Annotated in this window: 13 protein-coding genes; 3 read left to right on the forward strand and 10 right to left on the reverse strand. The window is 44.5% G+C overall.

The window, feature by feature from the left end; all coding sequences use genetic code 11:
* Positions 1–29: 29 nt before the first annotated feature.
* The 4 genes from K0625_RS17095 to K0625_RS17110 all read right to left on the reverse strand — a co-directional run bounded on the left by K0625_RS17095 (position 30) and on the right by K0625_RS17110 (position 5,785).
* Positions 30–929 carry a lytic transglycosylase domain-containing protein gene (locus K0625_RS17095; RefSeq protein WP_220110801.1) on the reverse strand — a complete coding sequence of 300 codons (900 nt, stop codon included), beginning with the start codon at positions 927–929 and terminating at the stop codon, positions 30–32.
* The gene (locus K0625_RS17100) at positions 930–1,940 is read right to left on the reverse strand and encodes a DUF3137 domain-containing protein (RefSeq protein ID WP_220110802.1); all 1,011 of its coding nucleotides are present in this window, start codon (positions 1,938–1,940) and stop codon (positions 930–932) included.
* Positions 1,941–1,981: 41 nt separating this feature from the next.
* Positions 1,982–2,551 carry a LemA family protein gene (locus K0625_RS17105; RefSeq protein WP_220110803.1) on the reverse strand — a complete coding sequence of 190 codons (570 nt, stop codon included), beginning with the start codon at positions 2,549–2,551 and terminating at the stop codon, positions 1,982–1,984.
* 852 nt (positions 2,552–3,403) lie between these two features.
* Positions 3,404–5,785, reverse strand: a complete 2,382-nt coding sequence (locus tag K0625_RS17110) for an acylase (protein WP_220110804.1) — start codon at positions 5,783–5,785, stop codon at positions 3,404–3,406.
* Positions 5,786–6,048: 263 nt separating this feature from the next.
* Between K0625_RS17110 and K0625_RS17115 the strand changes: the two genes are divergently transcribed.
* The gene (locus K0625_RS17115) at positions 6,049–7,224 is read left to right on the forward strand and encodes a helix-turn-helix domain-containing protein (RefSeq protein ID WP_220110805.1); all 1,176 of its coding nucleotides are present in this window, start codon (positions 6,049–6,051) and stop codon (positions 7,222–7,224) included.
* 165 nt (positions 7,225–7,389) lie between these two features.
* Complete coding sequence (locus K0625_RS17120; protein WP_220110806.1) at positions 7,390–9,006, forward strand: AbgT family transporter; 1,617 nt, start codon at positions 7,390–7,392, stop codon at positions 9,004–9,006.
* Between the two features lie 57 nt (positions 9,007–9,063).
* Here K0625_RS17120 and K0625_RS17125 read toward each other — a convergent pair whose 3' ends face one another.
* From K0625_RS17125 to K0625_RS17135, 3 genes are all read right to left on the reverse strand, one after another.
* Complete coding sequence (locus tag K0625_RS17125) at positions 9,064–9,594, reverse strand: hypothetical protein (RefSeq protein ID WP_220110807.1); 531 nt, start codon at positions 9,592–9,594, stop codon at positions 9,064–9,066.
* Positions 9,595–9,973: 379 nt separating this feature from the next.
* Positions 9,974–13,111, reverse strand: coding sequence for an efflux RND transporter permease subunit (locus tag K0625_RS17130; RefSeq protein ID WP_220110808.1), 3,138 nt, complete (start codon positions 13,109–13,111; stop codon positions 9,974–9,976).
* A 12-nt stretch (positions 13,112–13,123) separates the two neighbouring features.
* Complete coding sequence (locus K0625_RS17135) at positions 13,124–14,275, reverse strand: efflux RND transporter periplasmic adaptor subunit (RefSeq protein ID WP_220110809.1); 1,152 nt, start codon at positions 14,273–14,275, stop codon at positions 13,124–13,126.
* Between the two features lie 442 nt (positions 14,276–14,717).
* Here K0625_RS17135 and K0625_RS17140 point away from each other — a divergent pair, with 442 nt between their 5' ends.
* Complete coding sequence (locus tag K0625_RS17140) at positions 14,718–15,473, forward strand: TorF family putative porin (RefSeq protein WP_438944509.1); 756 nt, start codon at positions 14,718–14,720, stop codon at positions 15,471–15,473.
* Positions 15,474–15,581: 108 nt separating this feature from the next.
* Here the strand turns inward: K0625_RS17140 and K0625_RS17145 are convergent, their stop codons facing one another.
* From K0625_RS17145 to K0625_RS17155, 3 genes are all read right to left on the reverse strand, one after another.
* Complete coding sequence (locus tag K0625_RS17145; protein WP_220110810.1) at positions 15,582–16,271, reverse strand: DNA-3-methyladenine glycosylase I; 690 nt, start codon at positions 16,269–16,271, stop codon at positions 15,582–15,584.
* A gap of 552 nt (positions 16,272–16,823) precedes the next feature.
* Entirely contained in the window at positions 16,824–17,804 is a 981-nt protein-coding gene (locus K0625_RS17150) for a transposase (RefSeq protein WP_220110811.1), read from the reverse strand.
* A 137-nt stretch (positions 17,805–17,941) separates the two neighbouring features.
* Positions 17,942–18,232, reverse strand: coding sequence for a YrhB domain-containing protein (locus tag K0625_RS17155; RefSeq protein WP_220110812.1), 291 nt, complete (start codon positions 18,230–18,232; stop codon positions 17,942–17,944).
* Positions 18,233–18,234: the final 2 nt, after the last annotated feature.

The raw sequence follows: 18,234 nt of genomic DNA on the forward strand, positions 1-18,234 counted from the left end.
AGCTAGATCACGCTCTGCCCACACTGAGATCACCCTAAGCTCTGATAACGCTTTAGCAGTATTTTAACTCGCTCAACATACGCTATGGTCTCAGGATATGGTGGGATCCCTTTATGCTCGGTGACCCTTGTTGGGCCTGCGTTATAAGCCGCACAGGCTAGCTCGATATCCCCATCGAAGCGTTTAAGCATCTTAGCTAAATACCGAGCTCCACCATCAATATTTTGCTCAGGTTTAAAAGCATTTTTGACCCCAAGCTCCTTTGCAGTTTCCGGCATTAACTGCATCAAGCCCATGGCACCAGTTTTGGAGATAGCATAGACATTAAAGGCAGACTCAGCATGGATAACAGCGCGGATTAAAGCGGGTTCAACTTGATGGTTTCTCGCCGCAAGTTGAATAAGATCATCGAAACGCTTCGAATAAAGCGGCATCTTTTTCCAATCAAGATCTGAGTCTGGTCGACAGGCGTAACAATCATAAAGAATCACCTGATACTCGCTCGCACCTGGGGCGTGGTCGGTAAACACGGCCACACCATTCTCATCCTGATACTGATAAACTTTCACTCGATCATCAGAAGTCGTCTCAAGGCGGTACTGCTTTCCAGCACTGGAGTTATCCAGCACATGGCGTGATGATACAGCTTGAGCTCTCTTTTCAGGCCTAGGGGCCACTGCTGAGCGATTAAGGGAGGTTGAGGAGCTGTTGATGATCTGAGCACTGCTGTTATCTAACATTTTGATGCCAACAGATTCAGAGGCTAGCTCATTAACTTGCCCCGTCACAACTAAACCACTCTCTGAGCGGCTCGCTTTATAGTGAGGCTTATCTGCAGCTTGCGTAGAGAGAGAATGTAGGGTGACTAGACAAACAAAGAGTATCTGCATCCCCCTAAACAGGCTTATCTCTCTATATGCTAATATCATCTATAGGCCCGTATATTCATCGAGTTTGAGTACTTCAATCATAGCAAATAACTGACGCATCTCTTTGTTAATCTGACTGAACTCATACTCAAAGGTGGCGCCATGAAAGATGGAGCCTAGCTCAAACCTATCCTCACTGCTTGCCAACATGATAAGTAACTTATCATCATAAAATGCGCACTGTATCTTGCCACTGAAGCAGCTAGCCAACTCCTGAAGCCGCTCCATAAAGGTCACCGTCAACAGATACCTAGCTTCAATTTGATCTGAAGAGAACACATCAAACTGCTTCTCAAACCTAACATCTTCAAGTTTTACTCGAGAGAGGCTTTTAAAAGAATCCGAAAGGAAGTTGATCAATCCTCCCCGAGTTTTCACCACCACAGTATGACCAGTAAAAGGTTTATGACAGCTCAACTGCACCATCACCCCATTGAATACAGTTTGTGTCTCACTACGTTTATCCCGCTTCACCTCTTTGGTTAGCTCAAGCTCATTAATAGCTATCTCTACCCCTTTATAAGTTCCCTGAACATAATCCTCAAAACTCGCATTATCATAACTGGGGAGTAGCTTAGAGCGTTTTAACGCCGAGAGGCTCATTTGGTGGGTAGAACTAAAGATAAAATCATCACCGAAATAGCGAAATATCTTAGGGAAGACTCGCTCTTTTACATCGGATTTATAACGTGAAACCGGTCGTGAGGACCACCAGATTAAGGGGATAAGAGGAAGAAGAAAAAACGGCCAAGGAAGCCCTAACCTCTGTTGGTTATCGATAAGCACCGAAACAGTAAAGATACCAACAAATATAGCCAAGCTCATATACAGTCGCTGTCTAAGGGCCTTTAAACTAGCAACACGGCGATTCTCAAATTTACGGGTTAATGGCTCAATATGTTCATCATAGTGAGCCTGCAGCGAGGTTAATTCATCACCGACAGCAACGAGAGGTTTAGACTGACGTTTAGGCTTAATCGGCGCCCCAAAAATAAAACTAACAATATTCATTTAAACTCAGTGAAGCTTACGGCCAAGGGCCGCAATTAAGATTAATTCAAGAAATCTGCGGCATTAACTGGCGCTTTAGCGGCTTCATCGGCCTCATAAAAAGGCATCACCTTAATATTCGCCATCGAAGCGATAATTGAACCGGGGAAGATCTCCACCGCATTATTCAACTCTGTCACCGAGGCATTATAGAAACGACGCGCTGCTGAGATATGCGCCTCAACCTCATTATAGGTCTGCATCGCCTGAAGCATGGTATTGTCAGACTTAAGCTCAGGATAGTTTTCTACCGTTACCATCAACTGCCCCATCTTGCTATTAAGGCGTTCAGCAGCCGCCAGATGTTGCTTAATCTCCGTGGCATCACTGTTGTCATAACTATTAGTAACTTGGGCTCTTAACTCTGTGATCTCAGTAAGAAGTGATTTCTCATGATCCATAAACTTCTTAGCGATCGTTAAAATATTAGGAACGACATTAGCCCTTTTCTTCAGTTGTACATCTATGCCTGACAGTGCCTCACGCCCGGCATTGCGCTTTTTGACCAAGCTGACATACCAAAGGTAGGCAATAATCACGACCAGACCTAAACCTAATAACACTCCATCCATACTATGTCCTTATTGTTCTTTATTGCTTTTATTTTTTTTATCCAGATCTTCAATCTTTATCGAGCCACAACCCACTACCATCACCTATTTTTCCCACTATTTCCAGCGATTTATCAACTAGAAAAACCGAATTAAAGAGGGTGCTAATTGTGCATATTTCAAAATAGTCAGACTAAAAAAGCCTTTCTAGGTTAGTTAAACCCGAATAAACGAACCCGATAAAGTTAAATCAGTAATTAATGCCTTTAATTACGATTTAAAATAAATTATTAAGCAAGAAATAGTGTAACCCTTTGTTAACAGTAATACTAAACAAAAAGTAGAAACGGTAAAAAATAACCACCACCTCAAAAAAAGCCAAGTTCACAGTGCTTAAAGCCTAACTAAAGCTAAGATAATCCTTATTAGAGGGGGATTGTATACTCAATAACAAAATAGTTTTCGCTTCTGTATCATTATTCAGCAGTCGTACAGGCAATAACGCTTAATATCTCTCTATCCCACCAAGGACGCTTATTAATCGTGTCTTACTTAGGCCTCTATCCCAGAGGCCATTTTTTTTATCCGCTAAACGATAAGCACAAACTAAATCCAGCCTAAAATACTGGTAACGTCATAATTAAATTATGACTAACTTGAATATCTCATTCAGTCTCGGTTCAGACAGTTATCGTTATATTAGACTCAACCAAATAATTAGCTTTTAGATAATATCTAGAGGTTAATTGCATCACCATCATCCCCTTTTTTGGGCTCATGCTTCTACCTGCATGGGTCCATTTTTTTTGCCTAAAAATCGAAAAAAAGGGCGCACTCTGCAGAGTACGCCCTATAAACACCAACAAGCTTGATTTAATCTAAAGTTAACTCAATCGTATCAACCAAATCAGCTTCAATCTGCGCTTCAGTAAACACAACAGGTCGCCACTCCCCCTTAGAGAACAGACGAGTTTGATCCACAAAGTGCTCAGACTCGGGGTCGTGTGACTGACCATAGGTTAAGAAGGCCTCAGCTTGAGGTCCAGATTCTGTAAACTCCAGTGCCATTAACCAGCTCGCTCCATGGAATACTGGGTAACCATAACTGGCAACCTTAGCACTGCTACCTGTGTTGATATTAAAGACTCCATCTATGGTTCCACCGCCGGGAATGGCAATTTTCTCATCATTTTTCATATGATATTGGATTGAGCCTAGTGGCGCAGACAGTGGAATATTCACACTAGCAAGATGCTTGACCGTGCCAGCTAACGCTTGCAGGATAGGATCGCTGTTACTGCTGCCTTCATGCTCCATCAGCTGATAAGGTGTTGCTATAGGCCTTTTGACATTAAAGCCTTTGCTAAAGAGACTATCACTCAAGGCTTGCTCACCACCCACATCAAACACTTTAAGGAACTCTCTGAAAACATGAGCCCCCTGACTCTCATTACGATATAGACCATCCCAATTTGCTAATGTGGTACACGCAGCAGAGATATCCACAACCTCCTGACTCTCAAGAGTAATATCCGTTACTCCTGTACAGCGCTCCACCAGCTGATCTTTAAGCAGTTCAGAAACTTGTGCCCGCTCACTGGTAGCCACTCCTTTAAGCTCATCAATATTGAACTTACCGTCAGCACCTGAGATCCCTAGAGGTGAATGCTCCTCTAACATAGTGGCATTCATACGGGTACGAGGGCTACGGATCGTTTGCTCTGGGCCATACACAAGGGAGTACCCCTCTAACGGCTCAGTGCCATGGGTAAGCCAATGACTACTATTAGCATTGAAAACATAATCACTACGCATAGCTTTGGGCGCACGCTCGAAAGGAACAACGCCAGGAATAGGTGTAGTGCCAGTATCTATCCACTCAAACAGTGACATACTGCCATCGAGTACAAGCTGACCACGACCGCCTTGCCACAACGCCTTACCTACAGGATCGTTATTAACAAAGTCCTTTAGCAGAACCAGCGCAAACGCATTCAGGTTAGGTGCTCTTGAGCCATCGATATAGAAGGCATTACCTTTATTATCTGTGGCCATGGTATTGACCCAAGGGATCCCTTGGTAGGTCGCAAAGGCCGCTTCAAACTCCTCAATTGAGGTCGCTCGTCCCATGGCAAACCATTGACTAACCATATTGCCGTTATTGAGATTCGCATCGCGATAGGTCACAGCACTGCCATCAGGATACCAGCCAATCATGGGGCCATAATGAGAAGAGTAGAGGGTCTTTTTCACCTCAGAGTGACTGCCATCTTCATTCTTAACTGAGACGCTATAATCTTGGCTCGTCATCTGCTTATACTCACCATCATAGAGATAACGGGTCGGATCGGCAGGATCTAACGTCAGGCGGTAGGTAGTCAAACGCTTAGATTGAGAGACGGTATGAGTCCAAGCAACATGCTCATTGAAGCCGATTAATACTCCTGGGACACCAACAAAAGAGACGCCGGTAACATTCATCTCACCGGGGATCTTCAAATGGTTCTCCACAAATCGCAGGTTACCACCCCAGGGAAAATGTGGATTAGAGAGCAGCATGCCACTACCAGATTCGGTTTTATCACGGCCTAGCGCCCAGCCATTACTGCCCAAGCCTTCGTTTTGAGCGGCGATCTCATTAAAAGTTTGCCCTAGTGCCTTTTCACTCGTGGTGGGCGAGGCTGTCGCAATTTGCGCACTTAATGCACCACCACTGGCAAATAGCGCTAACTTAAGATGATAAGCTTGCAGATCGGTCACGGTAATTTCAGGTATCCAATCGACCCCACGACAGGGAGAGGGGTAGTTTTGTGAGCCCGCTTTATCGATCACCGCCTGATTAAACCCATCCGCGTAACCTGTTAGCAAGTCAAGCTGCTCCTCGGTCATCCCCTCAATGGAGTTTTCTGCATCACTATAGATATTTAAGGCTTGAGTTCCAAAATCTGTGATGAGATTTGAGTTACCGTTTCCGGCACCAAAAGTCAGCGCTCGCTCTCCACGAACTTCAACGATCTGCTCAGCCAGAGTACACATATTTTCCTGAGCATGGGCATAAGCTTGTCCATAACCTAGGGCTTTAAAATCTGATGCTGTAATATGGGGAACACCAAAGGAGGTGTACTCAATTTTTGCGCTACTTGGTAACACAACCTCCTCTTCTGGCTCACTATCACTGCTGTTACAACCGGCTAACGCAAATGTTAATGCCAGTGCGATAGGTGTAAGGTGTCTCTGTTTATTATTATATTTCATCGCAATTAAACCTCTGGTAGCTGCCACCCTGTGAGTTCCATGGGCACACCACTTCATCAAAATAAAAGTTCATGGTTTGATAACCATTTGTTACTTTATTATCTATGTGGGTTCTACTCGACCGCCCCGACCCGTTCGGACTTTTTGATTTACAATAAAAATCATAAGGTTATAATTCACACCTCAATTTTTAGTGTTTAAATTGTTAAAAGGCAGTAACACAGGCCATTTATCGGCATCACAAGGTAGAGCAGAGGAAAGCGATGCAGTTAATGACAATCTTGTTGCTTATCTCTGTTGGAATGAGTTTCTTTATGATGGGATATGCGGCCACCACGCCCCATCAAAATGCCAAGGCGCGGCTCTGCTTTTCACTGATGTTAGTGGGTTTGATAAGCTTGATGATCGAGCTGGCAATTTTTGAGGAGGGAGGGAGTTTTCTCTACATCATCTCAATCTCTGGCCCTCTATCAGTCTCGGTTCCTATCTTTTTTTATCTCTATTTCAAAGCCAGTGTTGGTTTAAGTGATGAGTTTCAGTGGAGAAATGCCAGACATCTGGTGATCCCATTTATCTATCTCGCTATCATGATGCCCTATAACCTTTTGGATGAAGCAGGTAAGAGCCACTTCTTCTCACAGGTTTATGCTCAAGAGGTGATATCTTGGCCCCTGTCGATGACGCCTATCCGCTTCTCTCGTCTGCTTATTCTCAGTAGCTTGGGCCTGTTTTACCTCTACCTAAGCTGGCGAGAACTGCATGTAGAACTCAATAATAAGAAGCAAGATGTGCTCAGAGAGATGAACAAACTCAAGGGCGCATTTTTAGGAATAAGCCTCAGCTTTATCGTGATTTTTCTCTTCTTTCTATTTCGACTGCCACACCAATTTACTTGGATGATCTCATCCATACTTCTGGTGATAACAGCAATCAGCTGTATGATCTTTTACTATCTGCCAGTGCTGGGAAAAAAGCTCATATCAGATGCCGATCTACATCAGCTGCTCCCCAAAAAAGCACAAGAGCTCCAACAAGAGGTAGGCCAAGCAAGCCCAGAACCTGACCCACTGGATAAACAATACCGCTCATCGGTAACAACTGATTTGGCAAAAGAGGTGATCCATCATCTTAATTTATTGATGGAGAGAGGGATCTACAAAGATTCAACCCTCTCATTGGGCAAACTAGCCTCACAGCTAAAACTCAGCACCCACCACCTGTCCCAGATCATCAATCAACAAACCCAAGGAAACTACTTCGATCTGATCAATCAATACCGAATTAAAGATGCCCAACATCTACTCATCGATACCAATATGAGCATCATAGATATCGCCTATGAGGTGGGTTATAACAGCAAGTCCTCCTTCTATACCGAATTTAAACGTCGAACCCAGATGACACCAAACCAATTTAAGAAGTCTAATAAGGAGCCATAATGGTGATATTATCGCCTCTCTACGTCCATTTTTAAGCCAAATTAAGTTTGAATTAAAGCAACTAGGACACTATGAAGAGTCCACTCGGATATTTCGAGTAAGAAAAAGCCGCGACTAATGATAATTAGTACACAGACGGTAAAAATATAATAAAAGGGATAAAAAATGGGATTGAATAAAGATGAGAGCTTGCCGCAAGATCTCAACTCTTCAGGGTCTCCTGAGAAACAAAGTGGCGCATTTGTTCGCTTTCTGAATATTGTCGAACGCCTAGGTAATTTACTTCCCCACCCCATTACACTCTTTGCCATCTTCTGTATGGCCGTAATCGTGATCAGCGGTATTGCTGGTTATTTTGAGCTTACCGTGACAGATCCAAGACCTGTTGGCGCCTCTGGCCGCAGCGAAGATGGACTTATCCATGTGGTCAGCTTAATGAACGCCGAAGGCTTGAGAATGATAGTCTCAAACCTTGTCACCAACTTCACAGGGTTTACTCCCCTCGGAACCGTACTGGTCGCACTCTTAGGTGTCGGTATCGCAGAGCGCTCTGGCATGTTATCAGCGGCTATGCGCTCACTCGTAATGGGCGCTTCTAAACGTCTAGTCACACTGACCATCGTCTTTGCAGGTATTGTATCTAACACCGCCTCAGAGCTTGGCTATGTAGTGCTTATCCCGATGGCAGCCTTGATATTTCACTCTCTGGGTCGTCATCCCTTGGCAGGCCTTGCGGCAGCCTTTGCTGGTGTCTCTGGTGGCTACAGTGCAAACTTACTATTGGGCACCGTCGATCCTCTGCTCTCAGGGATCACAGAAGCAGCTGCTCAGATGATTGACCCTGACTACATTGTTGGTCCTGAGGTGAACTGGTACTTTATGTTTGTCTCGACCTTCCTTATCACAGGTTTGGGCGCCTTAGTCACAGAGAAGATTGTCGAGCCTAAACTTGGAAAATACGATCCAAGTGAGGCCAATATCGACCTGTCTAATCAGCCCATGGATGGAGTAACGGCACTTGAGAAAAAAGGGCTAAAGGCGGCAGGCATCGCCATTGTAGTCCTATCTGCGCTCGTCGCACTAACTGTTGTACCAGAGAATGGTCCCCTCAGACACCCAGAAACAGGGCTAGTTGCAGGCTCACCTTTCCTTAAAGGGATTGTGGCCTTTATCTTTATCTGTTTTGCGATCCCAGGTCTGGTTTACGGTAAAGTGGTCGGCACCATGAAGCGTGATAAAGATGTGATTGATGCCATGTCCCACAGCATGAGCTCAATGGGCATGTATATCGTACTCGTCTTCTTTGCCTCGCAGTTCGTTGCCTTCTTTAAATGGACTAACTTAGGTGCAGTACTTGCGGTATCTGGCGCCGATGCCCTAAACGCCATCGGCCTAACCGGCCCGCTGGTATTTGTACTATTTATTATGATGTGTGGGTTTATCAACCTTATGCTCGGTAGCGCTTCGGCTCAGTGGGCCGTAACCGCTCCTATCTTTGTACCTATGTTGATGTTGGTAGGCTACGCACCTGAAACCATTCAGGCGGCTTATCGTATTGGGGATTCAGTGACCAACCTTATCACCCCCATGATGAGTTATTTTGGACTGATCTTAGCGGTTGCTTCGCAGTATAAGAAGAACTTAGGAATTGGAACGCTAATCGCGACCATGCTGCCCTACTCGATCGTCTTCTTTATCGGTTGGACCTGCTTCTTCTTCCTTTGGGTATTCGTACTTGGTTTCCCAGTAGGCCCAGGCGCTGCAACCTACTACACACCATAAAGCACTTTATTATATGGCTCGGTAAACTCTGTTTATCGAGCCATACTTTTCGTACTGTTATAACTGCTCAAACAGAAGATAAAACTTGTGCTCTAAGGTACCATCGTAAACATAGATTTTATCGAATATCGCCTTAGCTTTATTGTCCACCAGCTCACGTATGTTCTCTCTCTCCTCATCGGCAATACCACTGGCAGAGTTAAACGGAGTAAAGATACCGACGAGTAAGATCCCACGCCCGAATGTTCTATGGGCTTGCAGCATGGTTTTCTTATCATATTTCTTAGCAATCACCCCATGAACCACAGATTGAAAATCAGGCTCAATCTCAGCCTCGTCACGTGTTTCATCAACAATGTGGGGGACATCATCGGCGATACTATTCATTAAGCTGCGAGCATGCTCCTCATCTAAAAAAGCATCGGTGATCTCAATCCAAGTTTTCATTTTATCTATGTTAACAATGGCTTCAGGTGGATCTGGTTGCTCTAAAATTTCAAGCGACTTCCCCTCTAGCTTTAAGTGGTCGGCAAAAGAGTTCAGCACAGCAAGTTCATGCTCCTGCTTTAAGTTTCTACGACTAACCATAGCCCTCCTCCTGAAATATATATCCAAGGAAACAGTTCTTATTTTTATATCTGAATTATATTTCTTACTTTTATATTCTCTCTATTTCCTGTTTCAAATACGCCCTTTACTGCTAACAATCACTAAGGTCTTACGCCGATATTTAGCAGCTAAAAATAAACCTATTAGCTCTATTATAGAAGATATTAAAGGTGTAGCTGATATATAAGTCTTTATAAAGACACTTAAAAGATAAAATAGACGCGGTTTTAGCACTGAAAAAATTACGATTTAAGAGTAAATTTTATTCTCTTAATAAGGGAGATTTAAGGCTCGCTTTTATCTATGAGGCAACAAAAAGCCCGGCAAGTGCCGGGCTTTTTATCAAGGAGTCATTAGATCACTCTGCGACTTCAGTGCTTGTTTTCTTTTTCTGCTCACGCTTACTGAAAATACGTTCAACAATCACAAAGAATAGTGGCACAAAGAAGATACCTAGGAAGGTAGAACTTAACATACCACCCACAACACCAGTACCAATCGCATTTTGCGCACCAGAACCAACACCGGTACTGATAGCTAACGGCACAACACCTAAACCGAAGGCCAATGAGGTCATCAGGATTGGGCGTAAACGCACTCGTACCGCATGCAAGGTTGCGTCAGTCAAAGAGGCGCCTTTCTCATAGTATTCCTTCGCGAACTCTACGATCAAGATAGCGTTCTTAGTCGCTAGACCCACAGTGGTCAACAGACCCACCTGGAAGAACACGTCGTTATTAAGGCCGCGACCATAGGTTGCCAACAGCGCACCAATAATCCCTAATGGAACCACCAATATGACCGAAATAGGTACTGACCAGCTCTCATACAGGGCCGCCAATACCAAGAACACCACTAAGATAGACAAGGCATATAGCATAGGCGCCTGATTACCCGATAAGCGCTCTTCATAGGAGAGACCGTTCCAAGCAATACCGAAACCAGCTGGTAATTTACCTGCCATCGTCTCAATACTGTCCATGGCCGCACCGGTACTAAAGCCAGGCATAGTAGCACCTTGAATGTTTACCGCAGGTAAGCCACCAAAACGCTCCAAACGCGGCGCACCAAACTCCCAGCTACCAGTAGCGAAAGCCGAGAAAGGCACCATCTCACCTTGATCGTTGCGCACGAACCACTTGTCTAGATCCTCTGGCTGCATACGCGACTCAGCTTCACCTTGAACAAATACCTTCTTAACACGGCCACGGTCGATGTAGTCATTCACATAACTGCCACCCCAAGCCGTTGCCAATACACTGTTAACATCATTGATGCTAAGGCCTAAAGCACGCAGCTTGGCATGATCGACATTAAGCTTGTATTGTGGTGCATCTTCCTGACCGTTAGGGCGTACACCCACTAGATTAGGATCTTGTCCTGCCATGCCTAACAACTGATTACGGGCAGCGATAAGCGCATCATGGCCTTGACCGTTCTTATCCTGTAGGAAGAGGTCGAAACCACCCGCTGTCCCCAACTCCAATACCGCAGGGGGAACAAATGCAAACACGAAGGCTTCTTTAATCGTCATAAAGTAGCCCATAGCGCGATTGGCAATCGACTGTACATCCTGACCAGGATTAGAGCGCTCATCCCAAGGTTTCAGACCAATAAAGGCGATACCCATGTTCTGACCCATACCCGCGAAACTAAAACCAGAAACCGCAAATACAGATTGTACGTTTTCCTTTTCAGATTCCAGCAGGTAGTCGCTCACTTTATCCATCACCTTCATGGTGCTTTCTTGAGTCGCATTTGCTGGCAACATCACTTGAGAGAAGATAACGCCCTGATCTTCATCTGGTAAGAATGCCGTTGGTAAGCGCATAAATACCCAAGCAGTAGCAACCACTAGCGCCAGATAGATAACAAATACACGACCTGTACGTTTGATAATAACGGCGACACTTGCTTCGTAACGTGACGTCCAGCGATCGAACGTACGGTTAAACCAACCGAAGAAGCCTTTATTGGTGTACCCATGACCCTTCTCCACAGGCTTGAGCATAGTGGCACATAGCGCAGGAGTTAGAATCACAGCCACCAATACCGACAGCGCCATAGCTGACACGATAGTGATAGAGAATTGACGGTAGATAACACCAGTAGAGCCAGACATAAATGCCATAGGCACGAATACGGCTGACAGTGTCAAACCGATACCGACCAAGGCACCTGTGATCTGATCCATCGACTTTCGAGTCGCTTCCAGTGGGCTACAACCCTCTTCCGCCATCACACGTTCGACGTTCTCCACCACAACAATGGCATCATCCACCAGAAGACCGATGGCCAGCACCATAGCAAACATGGTCAAGGTGTTGATTGAGAAGCCCGTCACCGCCAAGATCCCGAATGTACCCAGCAATACCACTGGTACTGCAATCATAGGGATTAGCGTTGCACGGAAGTTCTGCAAGAACAGGTACATAATAAAGAATACCAGTATTACAGCTTCCAGAAGAGTGTGTACAACCCCTTCGATAGATTTACTCACAAATGGTGTTGTATCGAATGGCAGAACCACATTCAAACCTTGTGGGAAGAATGGTTTCATCTCATCGATTTGAGCCATAACAGCTGCAGCTGTATCCAGTGCGTTAGCACCAGCTGCCAACTGAATTGCCATACCAGATGCAGGTTTGCCATTGTAGAAAGAGTTCACCATGTAGCTTTCTGCACCGACCTCGACTGTCGCGACATCACCAAGGAACACCTTGGCACCGCTCACATCAGATTTCAGTACAATCTGCTCAAACTCTTCAGCGGTTTGTAGACGACTCTGGGCAGAAATAGTCGCGTTTAACTCTTGCCCCTTCACTGAAGGTGAACCACCTAACTGACCAGCAGAAACTTGCGCATTTTGCTCACGGATCGCCATCACCACATCGGCGCTGGTCAATGAGTACTGTTTCAGCTTCATTGGATCTAACCAGATACGCATCGCGTACTGTGCACCAAATAGCTGAATATCCCCCACACCAGCAACACGACTCATTGGATCTTGAATGTTAGCCGCCACATAATCGGAAATATCCGCCTTATCCATGCTGCCATCATCAGAAACAAAACCCAGTACCATCAAGAAGCCAGCACTGGTTTTCGCGACGCCCACACCTTGTGCTTGTACCTCTTGAGGCAACAAAGGCATCGCCAACTGTAGTTTGTTCTGCACCTGTACCTGAGCGATATCACCATCCGCTTCGGCATTAAAGGTTAGTGTGATCTCTGCATTACCAAAACTATCACTGGTAGATTTGATATAGCGCAGGTGGTCAAGACCAGTCATACGCTGCTCAATCACCTGCGTTACAGTATCTTCAACCGTTTTAGCTGAAGCACCTGGGTAGTTAGCAGTAATAGCCACCGTTGGCGGCGCAATACTGGGATACTGGGATACGGGCAAGCCCTTAATGGCCATAAGTCCCGCCAGCATAATAATAATGGCGATCACCCAAGCAAAGATGGGGCGATCGATAAAATAACGTGCCATAAATTTGCCCTACTATTCTGCTTGAGCTTTCGCTTCAGAAATTAACTGAGGTGTAACTGGCGCACCTGGACGTATCTTCTGTAGCCCCTCAACAATCAGTTGATCGCCAGCCTCTAGGCCTTTAGTGATCAACCACTGATGATCGATAACCTCAGCGGTCTCCACAATACGAGGCTCAACCTTGTTCTCAGCATTAACCACCATGGCAACACCTTGACCCTTAGGATTACGAGTCACGGCTTTTTGTGGCACCAAAATCGCTTCAGGGTCGGTTCCGACCGTCAGTACAGTGCGAACAAACATGCCAGGTAGTAGCAGACCATCCGGGTTAGGGAACTCAGCGCGTAGTACTACGGCACCAGTGTTTTCATCGACGGTAACTTCAGCGAACTGCAGCTTACCTTTATGGCTGTAACGGCTGCCATCTTCCAAAAATAGGGCAACTGGAGCCGTATTATCATGCAACAACTGGCCACTGGCAATACGTTGCTTAAGGCGTAGCATCTGCGTGCTCGATTGAACGATATCGACATTAATTGGGTCAAGCTGTGAGATGTTTGCTAATGCTTGCGCTTGACCAGCCCCAACCAGTGCACCCGCAGTCACGTTAGATTTGCCGATACGACCTGAAATTGGCGATTCAACTTTAGTGTATGCAAGGTTAATTTCAGCAGTGTTAATTGCCGCTTTGGCGACAGCAACGCTGGCTTTGGCTTCCAGATAGTTAGCCTCAGCAGTATCAAAGTCTTGCTGACTAATAGATTTGCTTTTAATCAGTGAGCTAAAACGTTTAGCCGTTGCCTTAGTCGATTTTTCAGCCGCCTGTGCGCGCTCAAGCTCAGCCTTCGCACTCACTAACGCAGCTTCATACTGCGACGCATCAATTTGATAAAGAGACTGGCCTTTCTTGACCTCTCCACCCTCATTAAAACTACGAGCCAGTACAATACCACTGACCTGTGGACGTACTTCTGCTTCTAAATACGCACGGCTTCGGCCAGGCAACTCCAAGGTGATCTCCTGAGGTTGAGTTGCCACTTTTATCACATTTACAGGGACACTTTGTGGGCCTGCCGCCATACCTGAACCTTCTGGTTTTTGGTCACAGCCAGTTATCCATAACGCCACACTTAAAACAGAGGCAATTTTCACTATTTGCCGCATGAGAACTCCTAATTGACGCCACCAGTCGAGGTCACAAATACGAGCAGCAGGAAACTCCGCAGCTTATACACGTGGGCAGCATAATTTTTTGTGTAAGATTTGAACTTGTCTTTATCTCATAACTGACCGTTTGCAACAAGGAGAAGCGGTGGGAATTTTGTAAGCTAATGCAAATTTATACACTAGATCAGACTCTTATGTTACAGGTAAGTTAAATCCATCGTCAGTTAGATGTGCTTGTTGCCTGCATGTTTAATGGCCGCTGAAACTATTGGAATAATTAACTAAATTTTTCACACCTTCCGCTGACTCCTTCTGATAGCAATTCATTCATAATTGTTCATATTTATTAGCGATTGATTCATCCCATCCCCCATTGCTATTCACAAATACCCCCTATAGTGCTTCTGTGCTAACAAATACATTAAATGAGATGACTTCCATGACTATCAAGATGACACTTCAACACAAGTTACTATTAAGTGGATTACTACTATCAGCAGCCTCTGTAACTCAAGTTCAGGCTGAAGAGAATAATCAAGTGCTCGGCGGTACCATCAATGGCAACCTAACCTTTGCATCTGATTATGTTTTCCGTGGTGAATCTGAAACCTTAGACGGTGATGTTCCTGTGGTGCAAGGTACATTAGGTTGGGGTAACGATGATGGTTGGTATGGTGGTGTTTTCGCTTCTAACATCAAGTTCGCCGATCCAAACCTTGAGATCGTTACCGCACCATTTATCGGTAAAGCTGGTGAGTTTGGTGACAGTGGTATCACCTATGACGTGATGGTCTTCTCATATCTTTACCCAGGTGCTTCATACTCAAACTACACCGAACTTTGGCTTAAAGTGGGCAAGCAGTTTGGTCAAGCCAACATACAGTTGGAAGTAACACCAACGATAGATGATTGGTTTGGTGTCGATGGCTGGCAAGGTGTTAACTACGCAATTCACCCAAGCTATGAGTTTAGCAATGGCGTTAACCTTTCTGGATCAGTTGGTTACCAAGAGCTTGATGGCGAAGGCGCTGAAGGTTGGGGTCACTGGAACTTAGGTATCAGCAAAACTTATGTCGGTCTTAAGTTTGACCTTAGATACCACGGCAGCACCGTCGATGAAACACATAAGGTGTATGGTACACAAACAGAAATTTTTGATGACCGATTTGTAATCGGTGTCAGTAAAAGCTTTTAAGTTCTAAATTTTACCCTGCGACATAGCTCAATCTTTATCTCTATTTATTGCTGATTTCTTGGCGAACATCCACCAGCCCTACCGGGCTGGTTTTTTTAGTTTAAAAATTTAAATTCGACTGTCTCCAACACTGCAAGCAAGCACTCTACTGATATCAGCTAAACTGCGACCCGATTGCTGCTGCCAAGTATTAAATACCCCCTGAACCTGCTTTAAACCGCTCTTGGAGCTAAAACCAAAGTCCACCAACTTATGAGAAGTGAGGTAACCTTGGACATCCCCTGTTAGCAAAAAGGTATCTTTACCTATCGCCCGCAAAAAATAGGGACCTGTATTACCACCTAATCGAGTACCACGGCGTTTAAGCACAGCCCAAAGCTCTGTGATCTCCTCACTTGGCCAATTAGCGATATATTCAGCCAAACTGCCGTGCTCACGGGCAATATCATGGGTCATCAGAGCATTATCATAGATAGCCATGGTCTTCTTCATATGACGAATAAGATTGGGATCGCTCGCCCGCTCCTGTAACTGCTCAGGAGACAACATCAATACCTTGTGTGGCTCAAAACCAAAGAAAGCCGCTTCATACGCTGACCATTTATTCTCAACGATTCGCCAGATAAATCCAGATTGGAATACTTTTTTACTCATCTCAGAGAGAAGTTCAGCATCTTTATATTGACCAATCTCATCTGGCGTCAAACTGGAAGTAAGCAAACTCTCAAGGCTCTCATCTCCACCCTTACGCTCACTTGCTCTTTGATAAATAGATGAAAAAGATTCTAACTGGCTCATATTTTTATACTGACACTCAAACAAATATTGGGCTCTATAGTATGAAAATGATAAGAGAAAGCAAGCTAGAGAGAGGGGGATTAGCAACGAAAAATGGTTCTAGAGTCACCGGAAAAATCAGGTTATAGCCACAACCCAAGCTTACTAAGCCCACTTAAGGCATCTTATGCTGTCAACTGCCTTTTAGGCGAGTTGTTCGTTGCAGGCTTGACAGTCATTCTAGTGCCATAGGTTCGGCATCACTACTCCGTCCCCCATAAACGACTATAATTGCCAACCTTTTTACCGCCGCTAATGACCCCATCCATTAGCGGCTTTTTTCTCTCTTTTATTGAGACACCCATTTTAATTTCTTATAATTTTCACAAAATGAATGCCCTTTCTTATCAAAGTAGAAGTTTTCGCTTTCTTACATTAATAATCAGATTGAGTGCTAATAGAAATTGGTTCAGAAGAGGGGATATGGGTCAATTTACTGAAAATCAGGCAACAAGAGCATCAAGCTGGGAGCTTGATTGGTAAAGCGTACTCTCTTTACCTAAAACAAGTGAGCTAAGCGCTGTCTAGCCATCGATGGCAATTTGCAGCACCTTGCCTGCGCTTTTTCTCTTGATGTTCACAAAAAGCATCTAACTCTTGAAGTGTTCCTACTGCTCCTTTAAATAAATCGCCAAAGTCAGTCGAGAGCTTTAGCCAGTTTTCTTGAGGAATATTGAGTCTATCGAGTATTCGCTGTGAAGTTTGGCTAATGGCACCACGTTTATCCTGTCTAATAATACGCCCTGTATCATCAACGAGTTGCAGGTAATCTTTAGCGCTAAACATCAGTCCTTTTGGCATTTCGTTACGTTCATTACCCACAAATGGCAGTAACGATGTTGGCTGCTCGCCATTTAGCGCTGCTTTTATACGTCGTTGTATACTGGTGAAGTTTGAGTTTTCTGGGGTTGTAGCCATCTTGGCTCTGATAGGGTTAAGGTCTACATAGGCCATGCAAGCCAATACGGCCGCATCATCGAGCAGGGCTTGAGACTTAAACCTCCCTTCCCAAAACCGCCCTGTGCACTTGTCTTCTTTGTTCGCCATACGTGCAATAGGCTCATTTAGAGCACGCATAAACCAAGAAATATCACTCAATCGACTTCGATATTGCGCTATTGAGTGCTTTAAACTATTAACTTCAAAGCTTTCTATCACTTCTCCTTTGGTAAATTTTTGCGTGATATCTGTGCCTTTAAACAAGTTATGCCAATGCTCAACAACCTCCCTATCGCCCCAAGCATTCGCTTCATAGATATCGACTCTTAAGACCAAATGTAAGTGATTGGACATCACCGCATAAGCCGCGATATCGATAGCAAAGACCGCTGCTAGCTTCAGCAACTGAGATTCAACCCAATCACGTCTGTGGTCGTAGTTCTTGCCAGTAAGCGCATCATCACCAAACAGGAATGCTCTTCTCGTGACACGACTACAGCAATGATACATAGGTGTATCTTCTAAACTAATTTGACTTCTTCTTGGACGGGGCATAACAACCTCTCATTTCAGCTCATAAGTAAAGCATAGTAAGAGGCATCAAGACATGCCATTAATTGTGGGTGGCTCTATAAATCCTATTGTGGGTGGCTCTATAAATCCTATTAATTGTGGGTGGCTCTATAAATCCTTTAATTATTTTCTCGGCTTTTATACTCATTAATATAGTGACTAATTTCGTAAGCCGTCCCTGTCTCGCTTAATCTACCTGATTTCTTATCAATAATGATTGGTGCGTTTCCACCAACCATATATCTAAAATCACCAGTTTCTTGAAATTTCTTTGTGTTATAAAAAAAAACCCAACCAAAACTTTCTGTTAAAGTTTCATCATCAAGAATTACAAGCTCTTCACCCAAGTCTAGTTTTGCAATGTATTTTTGAGCTAAAGATTTTGCATCGTTCAGCGTAATAATTTCCATTC

Source organism: Shewanella nanhaiensis, assembly GCF_019457885.1.
Classification (GTDB): domain Bacteria; phylum Pseudomonadota; class Gammaproteobacteria; order Enterobacterales; family Shewanellaceae; genus Shewanella; species Shewanella nanhaiensis.